The sequence below is a fragment of the Bifidobacterium moraviense genome (genome assembly GCF_012932365.1).
In the GTDB taxonomy this organism is placed as follows: Bacteria; Actinomycetota; Actinomycetes; order Actinomycetales; family Bifidobacteriaceae; genus Bifidobacterium; species Bifidobacterium moraviense.
In genome coordinates this window covers 14,881-37,785 of sequence record NZ_JAAIIH010000012.1, presented here as the reverse complement: position 1 = coordinate 37,785, position 22,905 = coordinate 14,881, and the positions used below count along the sequence as shown (strand labels likewise).

Sequence of the window (22,905 nt, the reverse complement as noted above, 5' to 3'; positions counted from 1 at the left end):
CGTGAATGACTGACGTAACCGACGCAAAGGTTCAGAGGAAAGGTTGGTAGAACGAACATGATGTCCATGACCCCACGCCAGATCGCCGAGGCGGTCGGCGGCAGACTCGTCGAGGCGCCCGGCTCCGAGCGCGGAGCCGACGGTCCCGCGGTCGCCGGCGCGGTCAGCGATTCGCGGCAGGTGACGCCCGGCACGCTGTTCGTCGCCATCCGCGGCGAGCGCGTGGACGGCCATGACTTCGTGGCCCGCGCGGCCGGGGCGGGGGCTCCGGCGGCCATCGTCGAGCACGAGGTGCCCGGCGCGGCGCTGGCGCAGATCGTCGTCGACGACTCGGTGCGGGCGCTGGGCGATCTGGCGCGGCACAACCTGCGTCTGCGCCGCGAACAGGCCGATCCGTTCACCATCATCGGCATCACCGGTTCAGTGGGCAAGACCACCACCAAGGACCTGCTGCGCGCCATGCTCGCCGAGCTGGGCGAGACGGTGGCGCCGGTCGGATCGTTCAACAACGAGATCGGCATGCCGCTCACCGCGCTCAAGGTGGGGGCCTCCACGCGCTTCCTCGTGGCCGAGATGGGCGCGAACCACGTGGGCGAGATCGCGCACCTGACCACCATCGCGCCGCCGGACGTGGCCGTGGTGCTCAAGGTGGGCGTGGCGCATCTGGGCGAGTTCGGCTCGGTGGAGCGCATCGCGCAGGCCAAGAGCGAGCTGGTGCGCGGTCTGGTGCCGCACGGGGTCTCCGTGCTCAACGCCGACGACGCGCACGTGGCCGCCATGGCCGCGATCGCGCCCGGGGACGTGGTGTGGTTCGGCCGCGGCGCGGGCCTCGGCGACGGCGTGGAGCGTCCCACGGCGCTGGGCGCGCGCGACGTGCACCACGACGAGCTCGACCATCCCTCGTTCACCCTGACGAAGGGGGACCGGTCCGTGGACGTGCATCTGGCGATCTGCGGCGACCACAACGTGATGAACGCGCTGGCCGCGGCCACCGTGGCCGACCTCATGGGCCTGCCGCTGGAGCGCATCGCGGCGGTGCTGGCCGACCAGCGCCACATCAGCCCGCACCGCATGGCCGTGGGCGAGGTGGACCGCGACGGCGTGCGCTTCACGCTCATCGACGATTCGTTCAACGCGAACCCCGATTCGATGCGTGCCGGCCTCGACGGCCTTGCCGCGTGGGGCGCGTCCCGCGCCGGGCACACGGTGCGCGTGGGCGTGCTGGGCGCGATGCTGGAGCTCGGCGCCGACGAGCACGAGCTGCACCGGTCCATCGGCGCGTACGCCGTCTCGCTCGGGCTGGACGCGGTGATCGCGGTGGGCAGCGCGTCCGACGCCGCGCTGGACGCCCTGGCCGGCGACATCGCCGCGGGCGCCGATCGGGCCGCGGAGGGGCGCGACGCGTCGCATCCGGTCTCGGTGAAGCTGGTGCACGACGTGGACGGTGCGGACCGCGCGGTGCGCGCCATCGCGGCGGCGCATCCCGGCACGACGGTGCTGCTCAAGGGGTCGCACGCCTCCGGCCTGAGCGCGCTGGCCGAACGCTGGGGATCGGAAGGGGCCGCGGCGTGACGCGTCGCGCGCAACCATAGCTACCATGAGGTCGTCAAGAGGGAAGGTGTTGTTGTGATCGCACTCATCATCGGCATGCTGGTGTCGCTCATCGTGACCATCGTCGGCACGCCGCTGCTCATCAGGCTGGTGCACAGGCTGCACTACGGCCAGTACATCCGCCAGGACGGTCCGCAGTCGCATCTGGTCAAGCGCGGCACGCCCACGCTCGGCGGCGTGGTCATCAACCTCGCCGTGCTGCTGGGATGGGCCTGCTCGGCGCTGTTCCGGTATTCGCGCACGGGGGAGACGCCGTCGTGGTCGGCCGTGCTGGTGCTGTTCGCCATGCTGTCGATGGGCGTGCTCGGCTTCATCGACGACTTCGCCAAGGTGCGCAAGAAGCAGAGCGAGGGCCTGACCGTGCGCGGCAAGTTCTTCGGACAGTTCGTGTTCGCCACCGTCTACGCGGTGCTTTCGCTGCTCGTCCCCACCAAGTCGGGCTTCCCGAGCGCGCAGGCGGGCATGAGCTTCATCGAGACGCCGTTCCTGAGCTTCGAGTTCGCCGGGCGCGTGGTGGCCATCGTGCTGTTCGTCATCTGGGTGAACCTGCTGCTGACGGCCTGGACCAACGCGATCAACCTCACCGACGGCCTCGACGGGCTCGCGGCGGGCAGCTCGATGATCGCGTTCGTGGGCTACGCGATCATCGCGTTCTGGGAGAGCTACCACATCAAGGGCGGCACGCACGAGGGCTTCTCCTACGCGGTGTCCGACCCGCTCGACCTGACGATCATCGCCGTGTGCGCGGCCGTGGCCTGCTTCGGCTTCCTGTGGTACAACTGCAACCCCGCCGAGGTGTTCATGGGCGACACCGGCTCGCTCGCGCTGGGCGGCCTGTTCGCGGCCCTGTCGATCGCCACGCACACCGAGTTCCTCGCCGTGATCCTGGGCGGCCTGTTCGTCATCGAGACCTGCTCGGACGTGATCCAGGTGGGCTACTTCAAGATGACGCACCGCCGCGTGTTCAAGATGGCGCCCATCCACCACCACTTCGAGCTGTGCGGATGGCCGGAGACGCGCGTGGTGGTACGGTTCTGGATGATCGAGCTCATGTTCGTGCTTGTCGCGCTGGTGCTCTTCTACTCGGACTGGGCGTCCCGGTCCGGGCTGCTGTGGTGACGCGCCGCGCGGCGACGCGGGGACGATGCGCGCCGGTCCGCCGGCGCCGATGCACAAGGGAAGTGGTTGACATGATGGACTTTTCCGACAAGACCGTGCTGGTGGCCGGTCTGGGCGTCTCCGGACGCAGCGTGCGCGAGGTGCTGCAGGGGCGCGCCAGGCGCGTGATCGGCGTGGACGAACGCCGCGAGGACGCCGACCTGCGCTCCTTCGACGCGATCGACTGGGACGACGTGGACATGGTGATGACCTCGCCGGTGTTCAACCCGCGCACTCCGTTCATCCTCGAGGCGCAGCGCCGCGGCATCCCCGTGGTCTCCGAGGTGGAGATCGCCTGGCTGCTGCGCGCGGACAACGAGCGCACCGGGCGCCCGGCCGGATGGATCGGCATCACCGGCACCAACGGCAAGACGTCCACCACCGAGATGACCTCCGCGATGCTCACCGAGGCCGGCCTGACGGCTCCGGCCGTGGGCAACATCGGCAGGGCCGTGTCGCACGCGGCCGTGGATCCCGGCAACGACGCGCTGTGCGTGGAGCTCAGCTCGTTCCAGCTGCACTTCACCGAGTCGCTCGCCCTGGAATGCGCGGTCATCACGAACCTCGCGGACGACCACCTCGACTGGCACGGCGGATTCGACAACTACGCGCACGACAAGGCCAAGGTGTACCGCGGCGTCAGGCGCGCCCTGGTCTACAACGCCGACGACGCGCGCGTCACCGCGCTCGCGCGCGAGGCGCGTCCCGCCGAGGGCTGCCGCCGCATCGGCTTCACGCTCGGCGCGCCCGAGGCGGGCCAGATCGGCGTGGAGGACGGCTGGATCGTCGACCGCAGCGGCGTGGCCGGGGGAGCGCCCGGAGAGGCCGTGCGCGTCGCCGAGGTCGCCTCGTTCACGCATCTGACCGAGCCGGACGGCACCGTGTACCCGCATCTGCTGGCCGACGGCCTGACCGCGCTGGCGCTCGCGCTGGGCTACGGCGTGCCGCTCGAGCCGGCGGTGAGGGCGCTGCGGGCGTTCGCCCCCGGCGGCCACCGCATCGCCACCGTTGCCACGCTGGGCGAGGGCGCCGACGCGATCCGCTTCGTGGACGACTCCAAGGCCACCAACGCGCACGCCGCGCACGCCTCGCTGTCCAGCTTCGGCCCCAAGCGCGTGGTGTGGATCGCCGGCGGACTCGCCAAGGGCAGCCGCTTCGAGCATCTGGTCGCCGACCAGGCGCACACCATCGCCGCGGCCGTGATCATCGGCAGGGACCAGCGGCCCATGCTCGACGCCTTCGCCGCCAGCGCCCCCGACATCCCGCTCACCGTCATCGACCCGTCCGACAACGCCACCGTGATGGCGCGCGCCGTGGACGCCGCGGGCAAGTACGCCACACCCGGCAGCGTGGTGCTCATGGCGCCTGCATGCGCCTCCATGGACCAGTTCCGGTCGTACGCCGACCGCGGCGACCAGTTCGCCGCCGAGGCCGCCCGCTGGGTGGACGCGCACGGCGGGCGCCGATGACGCGCACCGCACGATCGGGCGGCGCGGGCAAGACCGCCAAGACCAGGCCCGTCCGTCCCTCCGCGCGCAAGTACGTGGGATGGCGCGTGCTCCTCAACCCGCTGTGGTGCTACTGGGGCTTCATGGCCTCGGTGATCGTGGTGACGGTGTTCGGCCTGCTCATGGTGTTCTCCAGCTCCACGGTGGACGTGATCTCCAGCCGCAAGTCGCCGTGGGCCGAGCTGCGCGACCAGGCCATCTTCTGCGCGATCGGCGTCGCGTTCGCCCTGTTCACCATGCACGTGCCCGAGCGTCTCTACCGCAGGCTCGCGATCTACATCGTGGGCGGGGCGTGGGTGCTGCAGGGGCTCACGATGACCGGGCTCGGCCAGGGCGCGTACGGCAACAACGGCTGGATCAGCGTGGGCGGCGTCTCCTTCCAGCCGGCCGAGTTCCTCAAGCTCGCGCTGTGCGTCTGGCTGCCCGCCGGCATGCTCGCCGCGCAGCGGAAGATGCGCACCGAAGTGTGGTGGAAGGCGTATTCCGGGGTCTTCCTCGTCACCTTCGTCAGCTTCGCGCTGGTCATGCTGGGCAAGGATCTGGGCACCGGCATGATCGTGGCCCTCATCTGCGCGTTCGCCTTCTTGGTGGGAGGGTTCCCGCTCAAGCTGCTGGGCATCTTCTCCGTGGTCGGCGGCGCCGCCGTGCTGGGCCTGTTCGTGTTCGGCAGCGGCAACCGCATGTCGCGCATCATGGCCACGTACGGCACCTGCTCCGCCGACGACGCGCAGAGCGTGTGCTTCCAGTCCATCCACGGCAACTTCGCCATGGGCTCCGGCGGCCTGTTCGGCGTGGGGCTGGGCAATTCGCGCGAGAAGTGGAACTACCTGCCCGCCGCGCACAACGACTTCATCTTCGCCATCATCGGCGAGGAGCTCGGGTTCGTGGGCGCGGCCCTGCTCATCCTCGGGTTCGTGGTGATGGGATGGTGCATGGTGGGCGTGGCCCTGCAGTGCAAGGACCCCTACGCGCGCATGGTCATCGTGTGCGTCGGCGCGTGGATCGTCGGTCAGGCGCTCATCAACATCGCCGTGGTGCTGGGGCTGCTGCCGGTGATGGGCCTGCCGATGCCGTTCGTCTCCGCGGGCGGATCCGCGCTGGTGATGTGTCTCGGCGCGTCCGGCGTGGTGGTGCAGATGATGCGCCAGCAGGGCGACATCCGGGCGGCGCTCGTCAGGGAGTGAGCGCGGTTTCGCGGACGCGCGCGTTTTCCCGCGCGCGTTTCCGCGTGCCCCGGCGCCGATGCGTCCGTCAAACGATTAAGCTGGTATCCCATGAGTGGTAAGAGAGTTCATGTGGTGCTGGCCGGCGGTGGGACGGCCGGCCATGTCAACCCGCTGCTGAGCGTCGCGAACGCCATCCGCGAGGCCGATCCCGACGCCGTGGTCACGGTGCTCGGCGGCAACACCGGTCTGGAGAACGAACTGGTCCCCGCCGCAGGCTTCGAGATGGACACCATCGACAAGGTGCCGTTCCCGCGCTCCCTCAACGGGGCGGCGTTCGCGTTCCCGTACCGGTGGGTGCGCGAGGTGCGCAGGGTGAAGGGAATCCTCGCCCGCCGCGAGGCGGACGTGGTGTGCGGATTCGGTGGCTACGTGTCCGCGCCCGTGTACCGCGCCGCGAAGAAGATGGGCATCCCGCTGGCCATCCACGAGCAGAACGCCCGCGCCGGCATGGCCAACAAGCTGGGCGCCTCGTGGGCCGACTTCATCGGCACCGTCTACGAGGACACCGGCCTCAAGCCGGGCAAGGGCACCCGCATGGAGCGTGTGGGACTGCCGCTGCGTCCCGCCATCGCACGGCTCGCGCGCATGCTGGAGGACAACCCGCAGCTCGCCCGCGTCGAGGCGGCCTCCGCGCTGGGCGTGGACCCCACGCGCCCGCTCGTGCTCGTCACCGGCGGGTCGCTGGGCGCGCAGAGCCTCAACGAGGCGGTCGCCGGCAGTGCGGCCGAGCTGCTCGCGCACGCGCAGGTGGTGCATCTGACCGGCAGGGGCAAGCTCGACGAGGTCCGCCGTCTGGTCACCGCGTCGGTCGGCGCGGACGCGCTCAACGGGCTGGGGCTCGACACGGTCGGCCACGGCGACTACCACGCCGTGGAGTATCTGGAGCGCATCGACCGCGCCTTCGTCTGCGCGGACCTCATCATCTGCCGTTCCGGCGCCGGCTCCGTCAGCGAGATCGCCGCGCTCGGACTGCCCGCCGTCTACGTGCCGCTGCCCATCGGCAACGGCGAGCAGCGCTTCAACGCGCAGCCCGTGGTGGACGCGAAGGGCGGCATCATGGTGGCCGACGCGGATCTCACCTCCGACTGGGTGCGCTCCCACGTGCCGGGTCTGCTGGCCGACCGTGCCGCGCTCAAGGCCATGGGCAAGGCGGCGTGGGGCTACGGCATCCGCGACGCCGCGCAGGTGATGGCCGAGCGCGTGCTGGCGCTGGCCAGGTGACCGCAGCGTCCGTCCGATCGCCGCACGGGCGTGGTTCCCGTCCCGTCGCGCCGCGCGACCATAATGGGGACCGCGCGCGATCGTCGCGCATCGTCGTTAAGGAGAGTTCCCGTCGTGACCGAATCCACCATCGTGCTTGACCCCACCCATGCGTCCTTCTCGCCCACCGAAACCGTGGCCGATCTGGGCGTCACCCACTTCATCGGCATCGGCGGGGCCGGCATGAGCGTGCTCGCCGAGATGCTGCACGAGCAGGGCGTCACGGTCACCGGCTCCGACCGCGAGGAGAGTGCCAAGACCGAGCGCCTGAGGGAGCTGGGCGTGACCGTGCACATCGGCCAGCGCGCCGAGAACGTGGCGGGCGCCTCCACGGTGGTGTTCTCCAGCGCCATCAAGCCGGACAATCCGGAGATCGTCGCGGCGGCGCAGGCCGGCGTGCGCATCGTGCACCGCAGCGACATCCTGGCGCTGCTGCTGGGCGCCAGGCGCGGCGTGACCGTGGCCGGCGCGCACGGCAAGACCACCACGAGCGCGCTGCTGGCGCACATTCTTGTCACCGCGGGCGAAGGCGCCCTGGCGGATCCCAGCTACGCGATCGGCGGCTCGATCCAGACCCCGGACGGCGGCGTCAGGGACGGCGGGCACGCCGGCACCGGCGCGGTGCTGGTGGCCGAGGCCGACGAATCCGACGGCAGCTTCGAGAAGTACCGTCCCGAGATCGCCATCGTGACCAACGCCGAACCCGACCATCTCGACCACTACGGCGACGCGGCCCACTACCACGCCGCGTTCGTGGAGCATGCCGGCCACGCCACCGGGCACGTGATCGTGTGCGGCGACGACGAAGGCGCGCGCGACGTGCTCGCCGCGCTGCCGGACGACGTGGCCGCGCGCACGATCGTCTACGCCGCCGACGCCTCCGCGCTGCCCGAATCCCTTGCCGCCCGTGTGGAGGGCGTGGTGGAGATCGAGCAGGAGCACGAGGCGGCCGAATCCGGCGCCGAGGGCTTCACCGTCCACATCCCCGCGGGCCTGCTGCCGGGGGAGGGCGCGGCCGAGGACGTGCCGGTGTCCCTGATCATCCCCGGTCTGCACAACGCGCGCAACGCCACCGCGGCCATTCTCGCCGCCGCGCTGCTCGGCATGGATCCGCGCGCCGCCGCCGGGGCCGCCGCATCGTTCCGCGGCGCCGCGCGTCGCTTCCAGATCCGCGGATGCGTCGAGGGCGTCACCGTGGTTGACGACTACGCGCATCATCCCACCGAGATCGCCGCGCTGTTCGACGCCGCACGCCGCCGCTACCCGGATTCCACGCTGCGCGTGCTCTTCCAGCCGCACCTGTTCTCGCGCACGCGCTTCTTCGCCCGCGAGTTCGCCGAGGCGCTGGCCAAGGCCGACGACGTGATCGTCACCTGCATCTTCCCGGCGCGCGAGAAGCCCGCCGACTTCCCCGGCGTGAGCGCGCTGACCGTGGTGAACGCGGCGGACGGCGTGCCGCACGATCCGGCCGAAGGCTGGATCAGCGCCGTGCAGGACATGTGCCAGGCCGCCAAGATGCTCGCCATGCGCGCGCATCGCGGCGACGTGATCTTCACCGTGGGCGCCGGCGACGTGACGCAGATGTCCACCGTGCTGCTGCGCGTGCTCGAGGCGCACCGCGAGGCGCATCAGATCCGCGAGGCCACCCAGCCGGAGCGTCAATGACCGGTCGCGTGGTCTCCTCCCAGCAGTCCGGCGATCACCCCGGGGACTCCCCGCGGCACGACGCCGCACGGCACGGCAAGGCGGCGGGCCGCGCCGCGCGTTCGGCGTCGTCGGGACGCGGGGCCGCGGACGTCGAGGCGACGGGCAGGTCCTCCCGGTCCTCCCGCAGCGTGTCCTCCGCCGTGGGCGAGGTGCGCGCCGCGGGTTCGGGCGCCGCGGCGGTGGACCGCGTCACCGTCTCCAGACCCGGCGGGTTCGTGGACGCACGCGGGCTGAAGTCGGATCGCGAGGTGTCCGAACGGCTCGGCATGGACGCGCAGCGCGGGCCGCTGCTGCGTCCCAAGGTGATCGGATTCCAGGCGCGCGACAGGGAGCGGCGTCGCGCCCGGCGCGTGGCGCTGCTCATCCGCGGCGGCATCGCGGCGGGCGTGGTGGCGCTGATCACCGCGATCGTCTGGCTGCTGTTCTTCTCTCCGGTGCTCAAGCTGCAGGAGGGGCGCATCGCCGTCGTGGGCGCGAACGAGTGGGTGAGCGTCGAGGAGGTGGCCGCGGTCGCGCAGCCGCAGGTCGACCGTTCGCTGCTCATCGTCTCCACGGGCGACATCGCGCGCCAGCTCAAGGCGCTGCCGGGCGTCACGTCCGCGAGCGTCGCCAAGAACTGGCCGCACGGCATCACCATCACCGTGGCCGCGCAGAAGCCCGCCGCGATCCTACGCGCCGCGGACGGCTCGCTCACCGCCGTGGACAGCCAGGCGCGCATCCTCAACGCGGTCGGCGCCTCGGTGACGGGCATCCCCGTCATCGACGTGGACGACGTGACGTCCGGCCTGGCCAACAAGGCCGTGCAGCAGACGCTCGAGATCGTGGCGTCCCTGCCCGAGTCGATGCGCCAGCGCATCAGCAAGGTCACGGCGAAGACGCAGGACTCCATCACCACCGAGCTTGACGGCGGCAACTACGTGATCGTGTGGGGCGACGCCTCGCAGCTCGACCTCAAGAAGGCCGAGGTGGACAAGATCATCAACGATCCCGCCGTGATCGGCGACAAGCACCAGGTCAACGTCTCCTCCCCGCGCAAGCCGATCATCAAGTAGGCTCTGGGATGAATCCCGACGCGTGGTTTGGCGTGTCCGCCCGATCGGTGTATTCTGAAAAGTCCGCGTACCGGAAGGCATGCGGGTGCTTGACAACTCAAGATCGGGGGCGATCGGTTTCGACGGTGACCTGTTCGTCGCAGGGAAGCGTGCCGAGAACGTAGGGTCCGCTCGTGGATGACCCCTACAAACAAATAAGTGCTAAATCTAACCGCACTGAGTTTGCTCTCGCTGCCTGAGCTTCGCGCCAGGACTAACCAGTGAGCAGCCGCTCCGTTCACTCCTCCTCGTCCTTGGGAGGATGCTGAGCGTCGTTCAGAGGACTTGCTGATGCCATTGCGCCACAGGGCGGCATCGGGACTTTAACTGCGGATATGCTCGCCATCAGTCGTCTGCGACATCGATGGGGGCAGAAAAACCGCCGCACGGCCAGCAGACTACGCACGTAGAAGACTGCGGGCTCGGTCATCGGACCGGGGTTCAATTCCCCGCGCCTCCACTCATTGAAGGCCTCGTGATCACGCCGATCACGAGGCCTTCGTCGTATGCGCGCGGTCCGCTTCCGGCGTCCCGTACCGTGTCGGGCCTAGGCTGGTGCGCATGAGAATCGTATTGCAGCGCGTGTCGCAGGCATCGGTGGACGTCGTCAACGAGGTCAATGGCGAGGTGGATCCCACGTTCCTGCCGCAGCAGATCGGTCCCGGCTTCGTGCTGCTCGTGGGCGTGGCGGACGCGGACGGCGACGAGCAGATCCAGTGGCTCGCGCACAGGATCGCGAACCTGCGCGTCTTCGAGGACGAGCACGGCAAGATGAATCGGTCGATCCAGGACGTGGGCGGCGAGATCCTCTCGATCTCCCAGTTCACGCTGTTCGGCGACGTGCGCAAGGGCAACCGTCCGAGCTTCGTGAAGGCCGGCAGGCCGGAGCACGCCGACATCATGTGGATCCGCTTCAACGAGCTGCTGCGCTCCGCGGGGCTCGTGGTGCGCGAGGGACGCTTCGGCGCGCACATGCGCGTGGGACTGGTCAACGACGGGCCGGTCACCATCGTCATGGACACCGACGAGCTGATGGCCCCGCGCGGCTAGGCGCTAGGCGTCGGCCTTCCGGAGCAGCGCGACGGCGTCCGCGTACGGCGGACAGCTGGGCACGCCGTTCTCGCTGCGGTCGATGGCGATCGTCGCCGCGGCGTTGGCCAGACGCACCGCGTCCACGAGCCCGTCGCCGGCCGCGAGACGCGCGCAGACGACTCCGGTGTGGCATGATCCGGCGGAGCGCGTGTGGCTGCCCCTGGCGGGGATCGCGGCGACGTGCGTCACCTCGTGCCGCGTTCCACGCTTCTCCGCCGTGCGGTCCACCACCCACGCGCCCTTGGCGCCGCAGCGGATCACCAGCGAGGCGCCGAGCACGTCGGAGAGCCGCAGGCACAGGTCGTCCATCGCGTCGTCGATGTCGCCGCCCACGGTGATGCGCCGCGCGTCCGTGGGCTGCACGCCGAGACGCAGCGCGAGCACGTCGGCCTGACGGCGGTTGCACGACCAGATCGGCCGGGCGAGCGTGAGCGTCTCGAGCAGCTGGTCGCTCACCTGCTGCAGCGCGCTGGTGGGGTTGAGCACGATGTCGAAGCGGCGCTCGCGCGGCGCGCACGAGGCGCGTCCCAGGAACTCGCCCAGTCCCTCGGCGGTCTGGTTGGTCAGGGTGTTGCCGCTGATGTGCACCACGTCGCCGGCCTGGGGCTCCACGGCGGCGAAGCAGTCGCCCTCGCCGTGCGCCTCCGCGCCGTAGGCGGCGATCATGGTCTTGACGCCGGCGTCGTCGGTGAGCATGATGCGGAAGCCGGAGTCCTCGTCGATGCGGTCCTGTCCGATGTGCGCGATGCCGGCCTCGTCGAACGCGAGGTGGATCATCGAGGCGAGCGGACCGTTGCCGAGGATGCCCGCGTGGCTCACCGGAGCGCCCATGCGCCGCGCGGCGCGCATGACGCGGTATCCGGCCGCGATCGACACTTTCGGCGCGCCGGCCACCGCGTAGCCGCCCTGCGCCGGCACCTGTCCGACGCCGAGCATGATGTCCGGCACCACCTCGCTCAGGGATATGACCGTTCCGTTCCTGTTGTCCGTCGTGTTCGCTGCCATGACGCCTCCTCGCGCTGTGTGTTAATTGCGTCCTTCGCTTCCTTGCGTCCCTCACCGTCGATGCTACGCCCGTGCGGGTGTCGGACGCAAACGTCGGGCGACATCGTGCGTCCGGGCGACGGGCATCGCATCGCATCACGCCGCATCGCGTCGGCGTCGGCGCCGCGGACGGTGAGACGGACACGCGGGTTGCGCATGAAAGCGGTTTCACGCTATGCTGGTCCCATCCGAAACGGACGCGACGCACGGATTCGCTCCCGCGCCGCGCACCACAGCAACGAAGCTCACCACGAGGTCCATCATGAACATGCCCGCAGCCGCCGGCGCGCCCGGCACCATCGTCAACCCCATCCTCCCCGGCTTCCACCCGGACGCCAGCGCGCTGAAGGTCGGCGACGACTACTACATCGCCACGTCCACCTTCGAATGGTGGCCCGGCGTGGACATCTACCACTCCAAGGACCTCGTCAACTGGGAGTGGGCGGCCGCGCCGCTGAACCGCGCCAGCATCGTCAACCTCCGGGGCAACTTCGACTCCGGATCCATCTGGGCGCCGCACCTGAGCTACGCCAAGGGGAAGTTCTGGCTCGTCTTCACCGACGTGAAAAGCTGGGCGCCGTTCAAGGACACGCTCAACTACGTCATCACCGCGCCAAGCATCACCGGCCCGTGGAGCGAGCCCACGTTCGTCACGGCGTCGGGCTTCGACCCTGCGCTCTACCATGACGACGACGGCCGCAGCTACTTCCTGAGCATGCTGTTCGACTGGCGCTACGACCGCCCCGGATTCGCCGGCACCGTCATCCAGGAATTCGACGCCGACGCCATGCGCCTCGTGGGCAAGCGCAGGCACTTCTACAAGGGCACGTCGCTCGGCGTGTGCGAAGGCCCGCAGATCCTCAAGAAGGACGGCTACTATTACCTGCTGTGCGCGGCCGGCGGCACCGGCTGGATGCACGCCGCCACCGTGGCGCGCGCCCGTTCGCTCGACGGCCCTTGGGAGGACTCGCCGTACTTCCCGCTCATGACCACGCGCGACAACCCCACCGCGCCGCTGCAGAAGTCCGGCCACTGCTGCTTCCTCGAAATCGGCGACGAATGGTACGTCACGCAGATCTGCGCCCGTCCGCTCACCGAACGCGGCAACTGCACGCTCGGACGCGAAACCGCCATCCAGCCCATCGAATGGACCGAGGACGGCTGGCCGCGCCTCAGGAACCACACCATCATGCCCGATCTCGTGGTGCCCGCGCCCAAGGTCTCGCGCGACGTCGTGCAGTGCCGCGACCGCAGCGAGCGCATCGACTTCGCGCCTGATCGTCCGCTGCCGCCAAGCCTCAAGACGCTGCGCTGCGGCCTCGACGCGGAGGAGGACTACTCGCTGACCGCGCGCCCCGGCTGGCTGCGCCTCTACGGCCGCCAGACCCTGACGAGCCTCGACAAGCAGACGCTGTTCGCCCGCCGCTGGGAGCACTTCGACTTCGACGCCGAGACCACGATCGACTTCACGCCCGAGAACTTCCAGCAGGACGCCGGGCTGATCCTCTTCTACGACACCGCCAACTGGATCTACGCCATGATGACGTTCGACGACGAGGCGCTGGACCGCCGCATCCTGCGCATCGTGACGCTTGACGAGCACGACGGCTCCTACGGCAGCGATCCCGTGACGCTGGACGCCTCCACGCCGGTGCGGCTCAAGGTGGAGGTGCGCGGCGCGGTGGCGCGGTTCTTCTGGGCGTACGACGACGGCAAATCCGACGGCGAAGCGCCGGACTGGCAGCCGCTCGGCGGCGACCAGCCCGCCGACCACATCAGCGACGACTACATCGAATCGCGCCGCGGCTACTGCGTGTTCACCGGCGCCATGGTGGGCATCTGCGCGCAGGACATGGACGCCCACCGCTCCCACGCCGACTTCCGCGGCTTCGACTACCGCGAGATCCACTGAGAACGGGAAGGACATCGCCATGGCCAGAACCGTCATCGCCCAGTACTCCCGCAACGGCATCGCCGCCCTGTACCGCAGGGACGATGCCGGCGTCGTGGAGCTCATGCTCGTGCCCGTCGACCTGACCGGCGCCGTCGTGCGCGACGACTGCGCCGCCGAGCCGCTCGTCCAGGCCAAGATCGTCGGCGACGACTACCCGTTCGGCTTCTCGCAGGGCCGCACCATGCGCAACTCCGCCACCGTGGCCGCCATGCGCTACGCCGGCCAGCGCGTCGAGGAGCGCGCCGGCGAAACCGTCGTGATCACCCGGCTGGAAGACCCGCGCGGCTACGCGTACGTGCACGTGCTGCGCATGGGCGACGACTCGCAGGCCGTGGAGATCGCCACGAGCTTCGAGAACCACGCCGACGCGCCGGTCACGCTGGAAATGCTCTCCAGCTTCACGCTTGGCTCCCTCTCGCCGTTCGTGCAGGGGCTTGCGCCCGAAACGCTCACGCTGCACCGTCTGCGCAGCACGTGGAGCGCCGAAGGCCGACTCGTGAGCGAGCCGGTGGAGGACGAGCAGCTCGAACCCAGCTGGCAGGGGTTCTCCGCCAACTCGGTGCGCTACGGGTCCATCGGCAGCTTCCCCGTGCGGCAGTACGCGCCGTTCGTGGGGCTTGAGGACACCACCCACGGCGTCACATGGGCCGCGGCCACCACGCACGCGTCGAGCTGGCAGATCGAACTGTACCGGCGCGACAACGGGCTTGCGATCTCCGGCGGCATCGCCGACCGCGAATTCGGGCACTGGACGCGCACCATCGCCCCCGGAGAGACGTTCGCGGCGCCGTACGCCGTGGCGACCGCGGTGCACGGCGGCGTGGACGACGCCAGCCAGGCGCTCGCCGGCAACGTGCGGCACCGGCTCGACCTGCCGGATTCGGAGCGCGCCATGCCCGTGGTGTTCAACGAGTTCTGCACCACGTGGGGCGTGCCCACCGAGTGCAGCGTGGACGAGCAGATCGAGTTCCTCGGGCGGCTTCGCAGGCGCAACGGTGGCACGGGCATCGACTACTTCGTCATCGACGCCGGCTGGTTCGACGACAAGGCGTTCGAGGCGGCCAGCCGGCTCGGATCGTGGCAGGTGAGTCCCACGGCGTTCCCGCACGGACTCAAACCAGTGGTGGACAGGGTGCACGCCGTCGGCATGAAGGCCGGCATCTGGTTCGAGTTCGAGATCGCCGGACGCGACGACGCCGAGTGCTTCAACCGGCGCGCATGGCTGCTCTCGCGCGACGGCGTGACCATCACGTCCGGCAACCGCCGCTGGTGGGACATGCGCAACCCCGACGTGCGCGCATACCTTGCCGAAAGGGTCATCGACTTCCTGCAGGAGAACGGCTTCGACTACGTCAAGGTGGACTACAACGACACCATCGGCATCGGCTGCGAAACGCCGGGTGCGGCGGGGGAACGCGCGGCCGAGCCGGGAGACCCGGCGAGCCTGGGCGACGGGCTGGTCGAGCAGATCCGCGCCAGCCAGGAGTTCTTCCGCGAGATGAAGCGCCGCGTGCCGGGGCTCATCGTGGAGATCTGCGCGTCCGGCGGGCATCGGCTCGTGCAGTCGTTCATGGAGATCGGCTCCATGGCGAGCTTCTCCGACGCACACGAATGCGACGAGATCCCGGTCATCGCCGCCAACATGCACCGCATGATCCTGCCGCGCCAGAGCCAGATCTGGGCTGTGGTCAAGCACGACCAGCCGCTCGCCAAGCTGTACTATCAGGTGGCGTCCGGCCTGCTGGGGCGCCTGTGCTTCTCCGGCGACACCGGTTCGCTGCGCGACGAGCAGGTGGAGACCATCGCCGCGGCCGTACGGTGGTATGCCAAGGCGGCTCCGGTGATCGACCACGGCGTGAGCGCCTGGTTCGGCCCGAGGATCGTCAGCTACCGGCATCCGCGCGGCTGGCAGGCCGTGGTGCGCCGGGGCGAGGCCGGTACTCCGGCCGAAGGCCGCACGCTGGCGGTGCTGCACACGTTCCACGACGCGCCCGGCGCCGTGGAGATTCCAGTGCCGGCGGGGTCCGTGGCGGACGACGTCTGGGCGCGACCCGGCATCGACGTGGCCGTGGATGGGGCTGCCGGCGTGCTCAGGGTGAGCGGGTTGCGCGAATTCGACGGTCTGGCGGTGCTGCTGCGCTGACCGGCTGCGGTCGTCGGCTGCGGCCTGACGCACAAGATGGCAAGGGGGGCCGTCTTGTGTGCCAGGCCGCTGTTCGGTTTCTGTTGCGGTTTTGGCGCGGTTGTGCCAAAGCCGCATGTTTGTTTCCGTGACGCCGTGTGCGGTTTGCGTCGCACGCGGTGAAGGGCCGCAAATCTTGTGCGACGGGCGTCTGCTGCCTTGGCTCCGGCCTTGCTGCCAAGATGATTTTCATGTAATCGCTCTCAGGGCGAAAACACGCCGGATTTCCTGTTTTGACACGGTTTTTCATCTGTGATTCAATACATTATGAAATCGGTTTCATCAGTATGTATACAGGTGAGGCCGAGACCGTACAGCACCCATCTCCCAACGAAGGGAAGAACAACCATGGCATTCTCCATTCCCGAGGCGCTGCCCGAGCAGGACCGTCAGTGGGCCGAATCCCTGCTGCCCAGGCTCGAGGCCAAGTTCGCCGCCGAGCGCGACCGCGTCGGCTCGCACATCCCGTACATCGCCGAGGACGGCGTCTACAAGGACCTCAAGGACGTGAGCGACCCCGCATGGTGGACCAACGGCTTCTGGCCCGGCATCCTGTGGCAGATGTTCCACGCCACAGGCGATCAGGCGTACGTCGGCCCCGCCCGCGAAGTCGAGAAGACCCTCATGAACGTCATCGACACCGATTTCATGGGTCTGCACCACGACGTCGGCTTCATGTGGCTGCTGTCCGCCGTGGCCGACTGGCGGCTCACCGGCGACGAGCGCGCCAAGAACCGCGGCCTCGCCGCCGCGACCCTGCTCGCCGGCCGCTTCAACCCGGAAGCGAAGTTCATCCGCGCGTGGAACCTGCCCGAATCCGAAGGCTGGGCCATCATCGACTCCATGCTCAACATCCAGATCCTGTTCTGGGCGAGCGACGTCACCGGCGACCCGCGCTTCGCGGACATCGCCCGCATGCACGCGGACACGCTGAGCCACACCGCCGTGCGCCCGGACGGCTCGTGCAACCACATCGTCGACCTTGACCTCGTCACCGGCGAACTCAGGCACAACCCCGGCGGCCAGGGCTACGAATCCGGCTCCTCCTGGACCCGCGGCCAGTCCTGGGCCATCTACGGCTACGCGCTCGCCGCGCACCACAGCGGCAAGAAGGAATACCTCGACGTGGCCAAGAAGGTCGCGCACTACTTCCTCGCCAACGTGGCACTGGAAAACGACCTGTCGCTCGTGGACTTCCGCGCCCCCGCCGAGCCGAAGTACTGGGACGCCCTCGCCGACGTGATCACCGCATGCGGCCTCATCGAGATCGCCGAGCAAGTGCCCGAGCTCGAGCGCCCGCTGTACCTTCGCTGGGCCGTGCGCCTGCTCAGGGCCGTGGAGGCGCACTGGTGCGACTGGGATCCGTCGCGCGACGGTCTGGTGCAGATGTGCACCGGCTGCTACCACAAGTCCGACGACCGCGAAGTGCCGATGATGTACGCCGACTACTACTTCGTGGAAGCCGCGCTGCGCCTCGCCGGCAAGGGCGCGCGCCTGTGGTGATCGACCTGTGGTGATTGAGAGGTGAATGCCATGACACGATTCGACCCGCGCGACTACGGCGCGATCGCCGACGGCGAGACCAAGGACACTGCCGCCATCCAGCGTGCCATCGACGCGTGCGCGGCGGCCGGCGGAGGCACGGTGGCGCTTGACGGCGGCACCTTCATTGCCGGCACGATCCGACTCAGGAGCGGCGTGGAGCTGCATGTCGACGGCTCGGCCACGCTGCTCGCCAGTCCGGACATCGCCGACTACGCCGAGGATGTGCACCACAACCGCTACCGCAACGAGCCTGAGCTCGACCGGTGCCTCATCTACGCCGAGGATGCGCATGACGTGGCCCTGACCGGGCGCGGGCGCATCGTCGGGGCCGCGGAATCGTTCCCCAACGAGGGCTCGATCTACCGACCCATGATGATCCGCATGCTGCGCTGCTCCAACGTTCATGTGACCGACCTGCGCCTGCTTGACGCGGCCGCGTGGACCACCGCGTTCCTCGACAGCGAGTACATCTGGGTGCGCGGCGTGTGCATCATCAACGACAAGCGCTACAACGGCGACGGCCTCGACTTCGACGGCTGCGCGCACGTGTTCGTCTCCGACTGCTATGTGCGCGGCACCGACGACAACCTGTGCCTGCAGGCCAGCAGCCGCGACTGGCCGGTGCATGACGTGCACATCACGAACTGCGAGTTCACCGGCGTGTGCGCTGGCCTGCGCTTCGGACTCAAGTCCATCGGCGACATTTACAACGTCACCGTTTCGAACTGCACGCTCAACCGCGTGTGGCGCGAGGGCATCAAGCTCGAATCCACCGAGGGCGGAGCGATCACGGACATCGCGTTCAGCAACATCGTGATGCGCAACGTGACGCGGCCCGTGTTCGCCATCCTCAACAACCGCTTCGAGCCGGACGACCTCGGTTCCTCGGTGGAGCTTGACCACATGCCAGAAATCGGCGCTTTGGCACGCATCTCCATCAGCGGGCTCATCGCCACGGACGACGACGAAATGGCCAACGTACACCGGCGCTTCACCGACGACGTGATGGGCGAGCCGCGCTTCAACGGCATCCGCTTCGACGCGGCGGACGGGCATCCCATCGAGGACGTGACGCTGCGCGACGTGCGCTACACGTTCATCGGGGGAGTGCGGCTCGCTGACATTCCGCCGGCTGGGGAGTATCCGCGGCTTGTGGATCGTCTCGTCGAGCCGGGCGTGAAGTCCAGCGAGAACTACTGGCCTGACTGGTCGCGCGCGGCGTTCATGGACCTGCGCAACGTGCATCGGCTCGACATGACCGGCGTGCGGCTGCATGCGCTGCGCTCCGACGAGCGGCCTGCCGTGCTGCTCGACGGGTGCACGACCGTGGGGGAGCCGGACTGGCGCGTGCTGTAGTGGTCCGCGGGTCGCCGCGGCGTCGGCTCGGCGTGCCGCCGATCCTTGGCGCGGTGGAAGTCCCGTGCCCCCGTATGCCCTCCGTGGCCGGATTCGTCCGGCTGCGGAGGGCATCTGCGTTCTCGGGGGTGGATCCGGCGTCCCGCGGGCAGAGGTATCCGCATTGTCGGGGCGCCTCGGCGGAGTGCCGGCCGTGGCGCCCGGATGCGGCGTCGTTGCGATTCCGCGGTTTTGGCGTTCGTCTCGTGTCGGGAGGGGGTGTGCGCGGCACGACGGAGGCCCCCTGAGCATGCGGATATCTGCCGACGCTTGTCGCAATCCGCCCCTGAGAACGCAGATACTCTGGCCGGATGAGTGCCCGGTCTTCCGAGGCCTTGCCGGGCGGCGGAGACGCGACTCGGGGGAGCGCGGTCGGGAACCGGCGCGGGCGGTGGACGGAGGAGCTGAACGATATGGCCGGAACGCATCCCGACGGTCCGAACGACACGCCGATGATGTGCGTTTCCCGATGCAAACGATGCCAACAAACAGAACGGTTCACGGACTTTCTGTAATTGGTTACAACGCTGATTTGACACCGTTTTCAAAAGGATGCTATAGTTCAATCAGTTTCAGCGATGAAACTAGTTACAGGAAAACCAAGGAGGGTTTCATGAAAGCTTCGAATCGTTGGATGAGGACCGCGATCACCGCCGTCGCCGCGCTCGGCATGGTCGCCCCGATGGCCGCCTGCGGCTCCGACACCGCGTCGAACACCGCGTCCGGCAGCTCGGACGGCCCGGTCACCATCGAATGGTGGGGCGCCACCCAGGGCCTGCAGGAGCAGGCCGACGCCTTCAACAAGTCGCAGGACAAGATCAAGGTCGAGTTCAAGAAGCAGGCCAGCAAAGCCAAGACCGAGGAGGGCGTGGTCAACGCCGTCAAGGCCGGCAACGCGCCGGACCTCTTCGAGGCGGACATGGACTCGTCCCTGTCCCTGCTCGTGGACGGCACCATCCAGGACATCGCCCAGTACAACCCGGACCTGTCCAAGCTCAACCAGAACGTGGTCGACTCCTTCAAGATCGGCGACCAGCTGGCCGTCATCCCGACCCAGTCCAGCCCGCAGTTCATCATCGCCAACCAGAAGACCTTCGATGACAACGGCGTCAAGGTGCCCACCACGTGGGACGAGCTCATCCAGGCCGGCAAGGACCTCAAGGCCAAGAATCCGGACATCAAGATCATGAACTTCCCCGGCGAGGATCCGTCCACGCTGGTGCTGCTCGCCCAGCAGTTCGGCGCCCAGTGGTACTCCGTCGACGGCGACACCTGGGTGGTGGACATCAACGGCCCGGAGACCAAGAAGGCCGTGAACTACCTGCAGCAGATCGTCGACAACGACATGTTCAGCCAGAAGACCTACATCGAGTGGGACGCCCTGATGCAGTTCTTCCAGTCCGGCGACCTCGCGCTGATCGGCACCTCCACCTGGCAGCTGTCCGCCTACCAGTCCAACTTCCAGAAGTCCCTCGGTGACTGGAAGGCCTACGCATGGCCCAAGGAGTCCGCCTCCTCCGACGTGGTCTCCCCGCTGAACGCCTCCGGCAACGCCATTCCGACCGGCGCCAAGCACCCCAAGGAGGCCGCCGAGTTCGCCACCTGGCTCGCCACCAACGACGACGCGCTGAAGATCGCCGCCAACGCCACCACCGGCTCCGGCGCCTTCCCGGCCCTCAAGGACACTGGCAGCTACCCGACCGATTCCCTGCCCGACAAGCTCCTTGCCGACAACGCCGAGGCCGCCAAGGTGGTCCAGCAGGCCGCCGACACCGTCGCCCCGTACAAGACCGGCGCCAACTGGAGCCAGATGTTCAAGCAGCTGCAGGACCAGTGGGCCAAGTTCCTCAACAAGCAGGTCACCGGCGAGCAGATGCTCGACGCCGTCCAGCAGTGGACCGTCAACGACCTGCAGCAGAAGGGCATCAACGTCAAGTCCGCGAACTGAGCCCCGCGGTTCGGACATGACCGACCGGCCCCATGGCCGGCCTTCCCGTCCGGCGGCGATCGGCATCCCCGCCGCCGGACGGTCCCTCCCGGAGCATCCGGGGCGGGATGCCGCCTGGATCTTCCCTTTCTCCTTTCCTTCCCGAAGCCGCGTTCCGTCACTGCCATACGCGGGACGCGGCTTCTTCCCTGCCCGACGGCCGATCCGGAGCCGCCGGCGTCATGCAAAACCCATCCATCTGCTTGTGATTGGAGTGAATCGTGAGTGCTGTCACCGATTCCGCGTCATCGGCCGTCCGCGGCAACGAAATCCGCGAAAACGCGACGCCGAAATGGAAGAAGCTCATCGGTCTGAAGGGATTCGCCTTCAGCCTGCCCTTCTTCGCTCTGTTCCTGTTCTCGTTCATCATCCCGTTCTTCTACGCGCTGTGGGAGAGCCTCTACCAGAAGAAGTCCAGCGGTCTGGGCATCGGCGGCGCCAAGCGCTCCTTCGCCGGCCTCGCCCAGTACGTGCGCGTCTTCCATGACCCGTCCTTCTGGCAGGGCATGCTGCGCGTGGCGATCTTCACCTGCGTGGTGATGCCGCTCATCATGGTCTTTGCGCTCGTCGAGGCCCTGCTCCTCGACTCCGCCCGCAAGAAGGCCAAGCGAGCCTACCGCTTCCTGCTTCTCGTGCCGTACATGGTCCCGTCCATCGTGGCCACGCTGATCTGGGTGTACATGTACTCGCCGGACATCGGCCCGCTCAAGAAGTTCTTCGAGATCTTCGGCCTCGAGGTCAACTTCTTCAGTCCCGCCATGGTGTGGGTGTCCATGGCCAACCTGCTGCTGTGGATCAACATCGGCTTCAACATGCTCATCCTCTACGGCTCCCTGACCGCCATCGACCCGTCCCTGTACGAGAGCGCCAAGGTGGACGGCGCCGGCGAGTTCCGCATCGCCTGGTCCATCAAGATCCCGATGATCCGCGGCACGCTCGTGCTCACCTGCCTGCTGTCGATGATCGGCATGCTCCAGCTCTTCGACCAGCCGCTGCTGTTCCGCTCGGCGTCCCCCGAGACCGTGACCGCGAACTTCACGCCGATCATGGCCATCTACAACTACACGTTCACCGCAGGCGGCGACTACAACTACGCGGCGGCCCTCTCGGTGGTGCTCGCCATCGTGATCGGCATCATCTCCGCCATCGTCTACGGCGTCTCCAACAGGAAGGACAAGTGAGATGAGCAGCGCGATCATGCAGCCCAAGACCCGTCCGGCCAGGAAGTCCAAGTGGACCCGTCCCGGCATCATCGTGGCCCTCGTGGTCCTCACGTTCTACTCCATCGCCCCGCTGTGGTGGCTCGTGGTCTCCGTGACCAAGAACCGCGTGGAGCTGTACAACACCAACGGCCTGTGGTTCGGCTCGGAGAACCACATCCTCGAGAACTTCCAGCAGCTGTTCACCTACGAGAACGGCATCTTCTTCAAGTGGATGCTCAACTCCGTGCTCTACGCGGGCGTCGGCTCGCTGGTGTGCATGGTGATCTCCATCATGGCCGGCTACGCGCTGAGCAAGTTCGAGTTCCGCGGCCGCGGTCTGGAGATGGGCCTCGTGATGTTCTCGTTCCTCATCCCCACCGCCCTGCTCACCCTGCCGCTCTACCTGCTGTTCGCCGGCATGCACCTGACGGACACCGTCTGGGCCGTGCTCATCCCGTCGTTCGTCAACGCGTTCGACGTGTACCTCGCCAAGGAGTACATCGACGGCTCCGTGCCGGACGAGCTCCTGGAGGCCGCCCGCATCGACGGCGCCGGCGAGATGCACATCTTCCGCAAGATCGTCATGCCCCTGCTGCCCACCCCGGCCGCCACGATCTTCATCCTGACGTTCGTGATGCAGTGGAACAACTTCTACCTGCCGATCACCATGCTGCGCGGCGCCGACAAGTGGACGCTGTCCCTGGGCCTCTACAGCTTCATGCAGACCAAGCAGTCCACGCTGTTCGACCCGACCACCATCGCGCTCGCCGGCTCGGTGCTCTCCATCATCCCGCTGGCCGTGGTGATGATCGCCATGCAGCGCTTCTGGAGAACCGGCGTGGCCCTCGGCGGCGTCAAGGGCTGAGCCGCCCTCTACGGAAGCCGCAGCACAGACGGTCCGTGCCCGCACCCGTGCGGTGCGCGGACCGTCGCGCCCGACGGA

General features: G+C 68.4%; 16 protein-coding genes and 1 other RNA gene. 16 read left to right on the top strand and 1 reads right to left on the bottom strand.

What is annotated here, in order from left to right; genetic code table 11:
* Window positions 1-57 precede the first annotated feature (57 nt).
* From G1C96_RS07555 to dtd, 9 genes are all read left to right on the top strand, one after another.
* On the top strand, window positions 58-1,572 hold the full coding sequence (locus G1C96_RS07555; RefSeq protein ID WP_169275981.1) for a UDP-N-acetylmuramoyl-tripeptide--D-alanyl-D-alanine ligase: 1,515 nt from the start codon (window positions 58-60) through the stop codon (window positions 1,570-1,572).
* A gap of 54 nt (window positions 1,573-1,626) precedes the next feature.
* Window positions 1,627-2,730 (top strand): phospho-N-acetylmuramoyl-pentapeptide-transferase, encoded by a 1,104-nt coding sequence (gene mraY / locus G1C96_RS07550; protein ID WP_169275980.1) that lies wholly within the window; start codon window positions 1,627-1,629, stop codon window positions 2,728-2,730.
* A 74-nt stretch (window positions 2,731-2,804) separates the two neighbouring features.
* The gene (gene murD, locus G1C96_RS07545) at window positions 2,805-4,238 is read left to right on the top strand and encodes a UDP-N-acetylmuramoyl-L-alanine--D-glutamate ligase (protein WP_169276015.1); all 1,434 of its coding nucleotides are present in this window, start codon (window positions 2,805-2,807) and stop codon (window positions 4,236-4,238) included.
* A complete protein-coding gene (locus G1C96_RS07540; protein WP_169275979.1) occupies window positions 4,235-5,461 on the top strand; it encodes an FtsW/RodA/SpoVE family cell cycle protein in 1,227 nt (408 codons plus the stop codon). The genes murD and G1C96_RS07540 overlap by 4 nt, the downstream gene beginning before the upstream one ends.
* 90 nt (window positions 5,462-5,551) lie before the next feature.
* Entirely contained in the window at window positions 5,552-6,724 is a 1,173-nt protein-coding gene (locus G1C96_RS07535; RefSeq protein ID WP_169275978.1) for a UDP-N-acetylglucosamine--N-acetylmuramyl-(pentapeptide) pyrophosphoryl-undecaprenol N-acetylglucosamine transferase, read from the top strand.
* Between the two features lie 63 nt (window positions 6,725-6,787).
* Window positions 6,788-8,428, top strand: coding sequence for a UDP-N-acetylmuramate--L-alanine ligase (gene murC / locus G1C96_RS07530; protein ID WP_169275977.1), 1,641 nt, complete (start codon window positions 6,788-6,790; stop codon window positions 8,426-8,428).
* The gene (locus G1C96_RS07525; protein ID WP_169275976.1) at window positions 8,425-9,522 is read left to right on the top strand and encodes a cell division protein FtsQ/DivIB; all 1,098 of its coding nucleotides are present in this window, start codon (window positions 8,425-8,427) and stop codon (window positions 9,520-9,522) included. Before murC ends, G1C96_RS07525 begins: the two co-directional genes overlap by 4 nt.
* Window positions 9,523-9,627: 105 nt before the next feature.
* Window positions 9,628-10,024, top strand: a transfer-messenger RNA (tmRNA) gene (gene ssrA, locus G1C96_RS07520).
* A gap of 98 nt (window positions 10,025-10,122) precedes the next feature.
* Window positions 10,123-10,611 (top strand): D-aminoacyl-tRNA deacylase, encoded by a 489-nt coding sequence (gene dtd, locus G1C96_RS07515; RefSeq protein ID WP_169275975.1) that lies wholly within the window; start codon window positions 10,123-10,125, stop codon window positions 10,609-10,611.
* A 3-nt stretch (window positions 10,612-10,614) separates the two neighbouring features.
* Here the strand turns inward: dtd and G1C96_RS07510 are convergent, their stop codons facing one another.
* Complete coding sequence (locus G1C96_RS07510; RefSeq protein WP_169275974.1) at window positions 10,615-11,658, bottom strand: PfkB family carbohydrate kinase; 1,044 nt, start codon at window positions 11,656-11,658, stop codon at window positions 10,615-10,617.
* A 301-nt stretch (window positions 11,659-11,959) separates the two neighbouring features.
* Between G1C96_RS07510 and G1C96_RS07505 the strand changes: the two genes are divergently transcribed.
* From G1C96_RS07505 to G1C96_RS07475, 7 genes are all read left to right on the top strand, one after another.
* Window positions 11,960-13,609, top strand: a complete 1,650-nt coding sequence (locus G1C96_RS07505) for a glycoside hydrolase family 43 protein (protein WP_205832091.1) — start codon at window positions 11,960-11,962, stop codon at window positions 13,607-13,609.
* A 19-nt stretch (window positions 13,610-13,628) separates the two neighbouring features.
* Window positions 13,629-15,794, top strand: a complete 2,166-nt coding sequence (locus tag G1C96_RS07500) for a glycoside hydrolase family 36 protein (RefSeq protein WP_169275973.1) — start codon at window positions 13,629-13,631, stop codon at window positions 15,792-15,794.
* 387 nt (window positions 15,795-16,181) lie between these two features.
* A complete protein-coding gene (locus G1C96_RS07495) occupies window positions 16,182-17,336 on the top strand; it encodes a glycoside hydrolase family 88 protein (RefSeq protein ID WP_169275972.1) in 1,155 nt (384 codons plus the stop codon).
* A gap of 30 nt (window positions 17,337-17,366) precedes the next feature.
* Window positions 17,367-18,734: a glycoside hydrolase family 28 protein gene (locus G1C96_RS07490; protein ID WP_169275971.1), complete on the top strand. Its 1,368-nt coding sequence runs from the start codon at window positions 17,367-17,369 to the stop codon at window positions 18,732-18,734.
* A gap of 652 nt (window positions 18,735-19,386) precedes the next feature.
* A complete protein-coding gene (locus G1C96_RS07485) occupies window positions 19,387-20,721 on the top strand; it encodes an ABC transporter substrate-binding protein (RefSeq protein ID WP_169275970.1) in 1,335 nt (444 codons plus the stop codon).
* A gap of 260 nt (window positions 20,722-20,981) precedes the next feature.
* Window positions 20,982-21,941 carry a carbohydrate ABC transporter permease gene (locus G1C96_RS10280; protein WP_205832090.1) on the top strand — a complete coding sequence of 320 codons (960 nt, stop codon included), beginning with the start codon at window positions 20,982-20,984 and terminating at the stop codon, window positions 21,939-21,941.
* 1 nt (window position 21,942) lies between these two features.
* The gene (locus tag G1C96_RS07475; RefSeq protein ID WP_169275969.1) at window positions 21,943-22,827 is read left to right on the top strand and encodes a carbohydrate ABC transporter permease; all 885 of its coding nucleotides are present in this window, start codon (window positions 21,943-21,945) and stop codon (window positions 22,825-22,827) included.
* Window positions 22,828-22,905 lie beyond the last annotated feature (78 nt).

Coding starts and splice junctions, on each gene's coding strand:
- murD (WP_169276015.1), top strand. CDS start 2,805: ATGGACTTTTCCGACAAGACCGTGCTGGTGGCCGGTCTGGGCGTCTCC.
- G1C96_RS07555 (WP_169275981.1), top strand. CDS start 58: ATGATGTCCATGACCCCACGCCAGATCGCCGAGGCGGTCGGCGGCAGA.
- murC (WP_169275977.1), top strand. CDS start 6,788: ATGGGGACCGCGCGCGATCGTCGCGCATCGTCGTTAAGGAGAGTTCCC.
- G1C96_RS07495 (WP_169275972.1), top strand. CDS start 16,182: ATGGCATTCTCCATTCCCGAGGCGCTGCCCGAGCAGGACCGTCAGTGG.
- G1C96_RS07490 (WP_169275971.1), top strand. CDS start 17,367: ATGACACGATTCGACCCGCGCGACTACGGCGCGATCGCCGACGGCGAG.
- G1C96_RS07500 (WP_169275973.1), top strand. CDS start 13,629: ATGGCCAGAACCGTCATCGCCCAGTACTCCCGCAACGGCATCGCCGCC.
- G1C96_RS07525 (WP_169275976.1), top strand. CDS start 8,425: ATGACCGGTCGCGTGGTCTCCTCCCAGCAGTCCGGCGATCACCCCGGG.
- G1C96_RS07535 (WP_169275978.1), top strand. CDS start 5,552: ATGAGTGGTAAGAGAGTTCATGTGGTGCTGGCCGGCGGTGGGACGGCC.
- G1C96_RS07510 (WP_169275974.1), bottom strand. CDS start 11,658: ATGGCAGCGAACACGACGGACAACAGGAACGGAACGGTCATATCCCTG.
- G1C96_RS07505 (WP_205832091.1), top strand. CDS start 11,960: ATGAACATGCCCGCAGCCGCCGGCGCGCCCGGCACCATCGTCAACCCC.
- dtd (WP_169275975.1), top strand. CDS start 10,123: ATGAGAATCGTATTGCAGCGCGTGTCGCAGGCATCGGTGGACGTCGTC.
- G1C96_RS07485 (WP_169275970.1), top strand. CDS start 19,387: ATGAAAGCTTCGAATCGTTGGATGAGGACCGCGATCACCGCCGTCGCC.
- G1C96_RS07540 (WP_169275979.1), top strand. CDS start 4,235: ATGACGCGCACCGCACGATCGGGCGGCGCGGGCAAGACCGCCAAGACC.
- G1C96_RS07475 (WP_169275969.1), top strand. CDS start 21,943: ATGAGCAGCGCGATCATGCAGCCCAAGACCCGTCCGGCCAGGAAGTCC.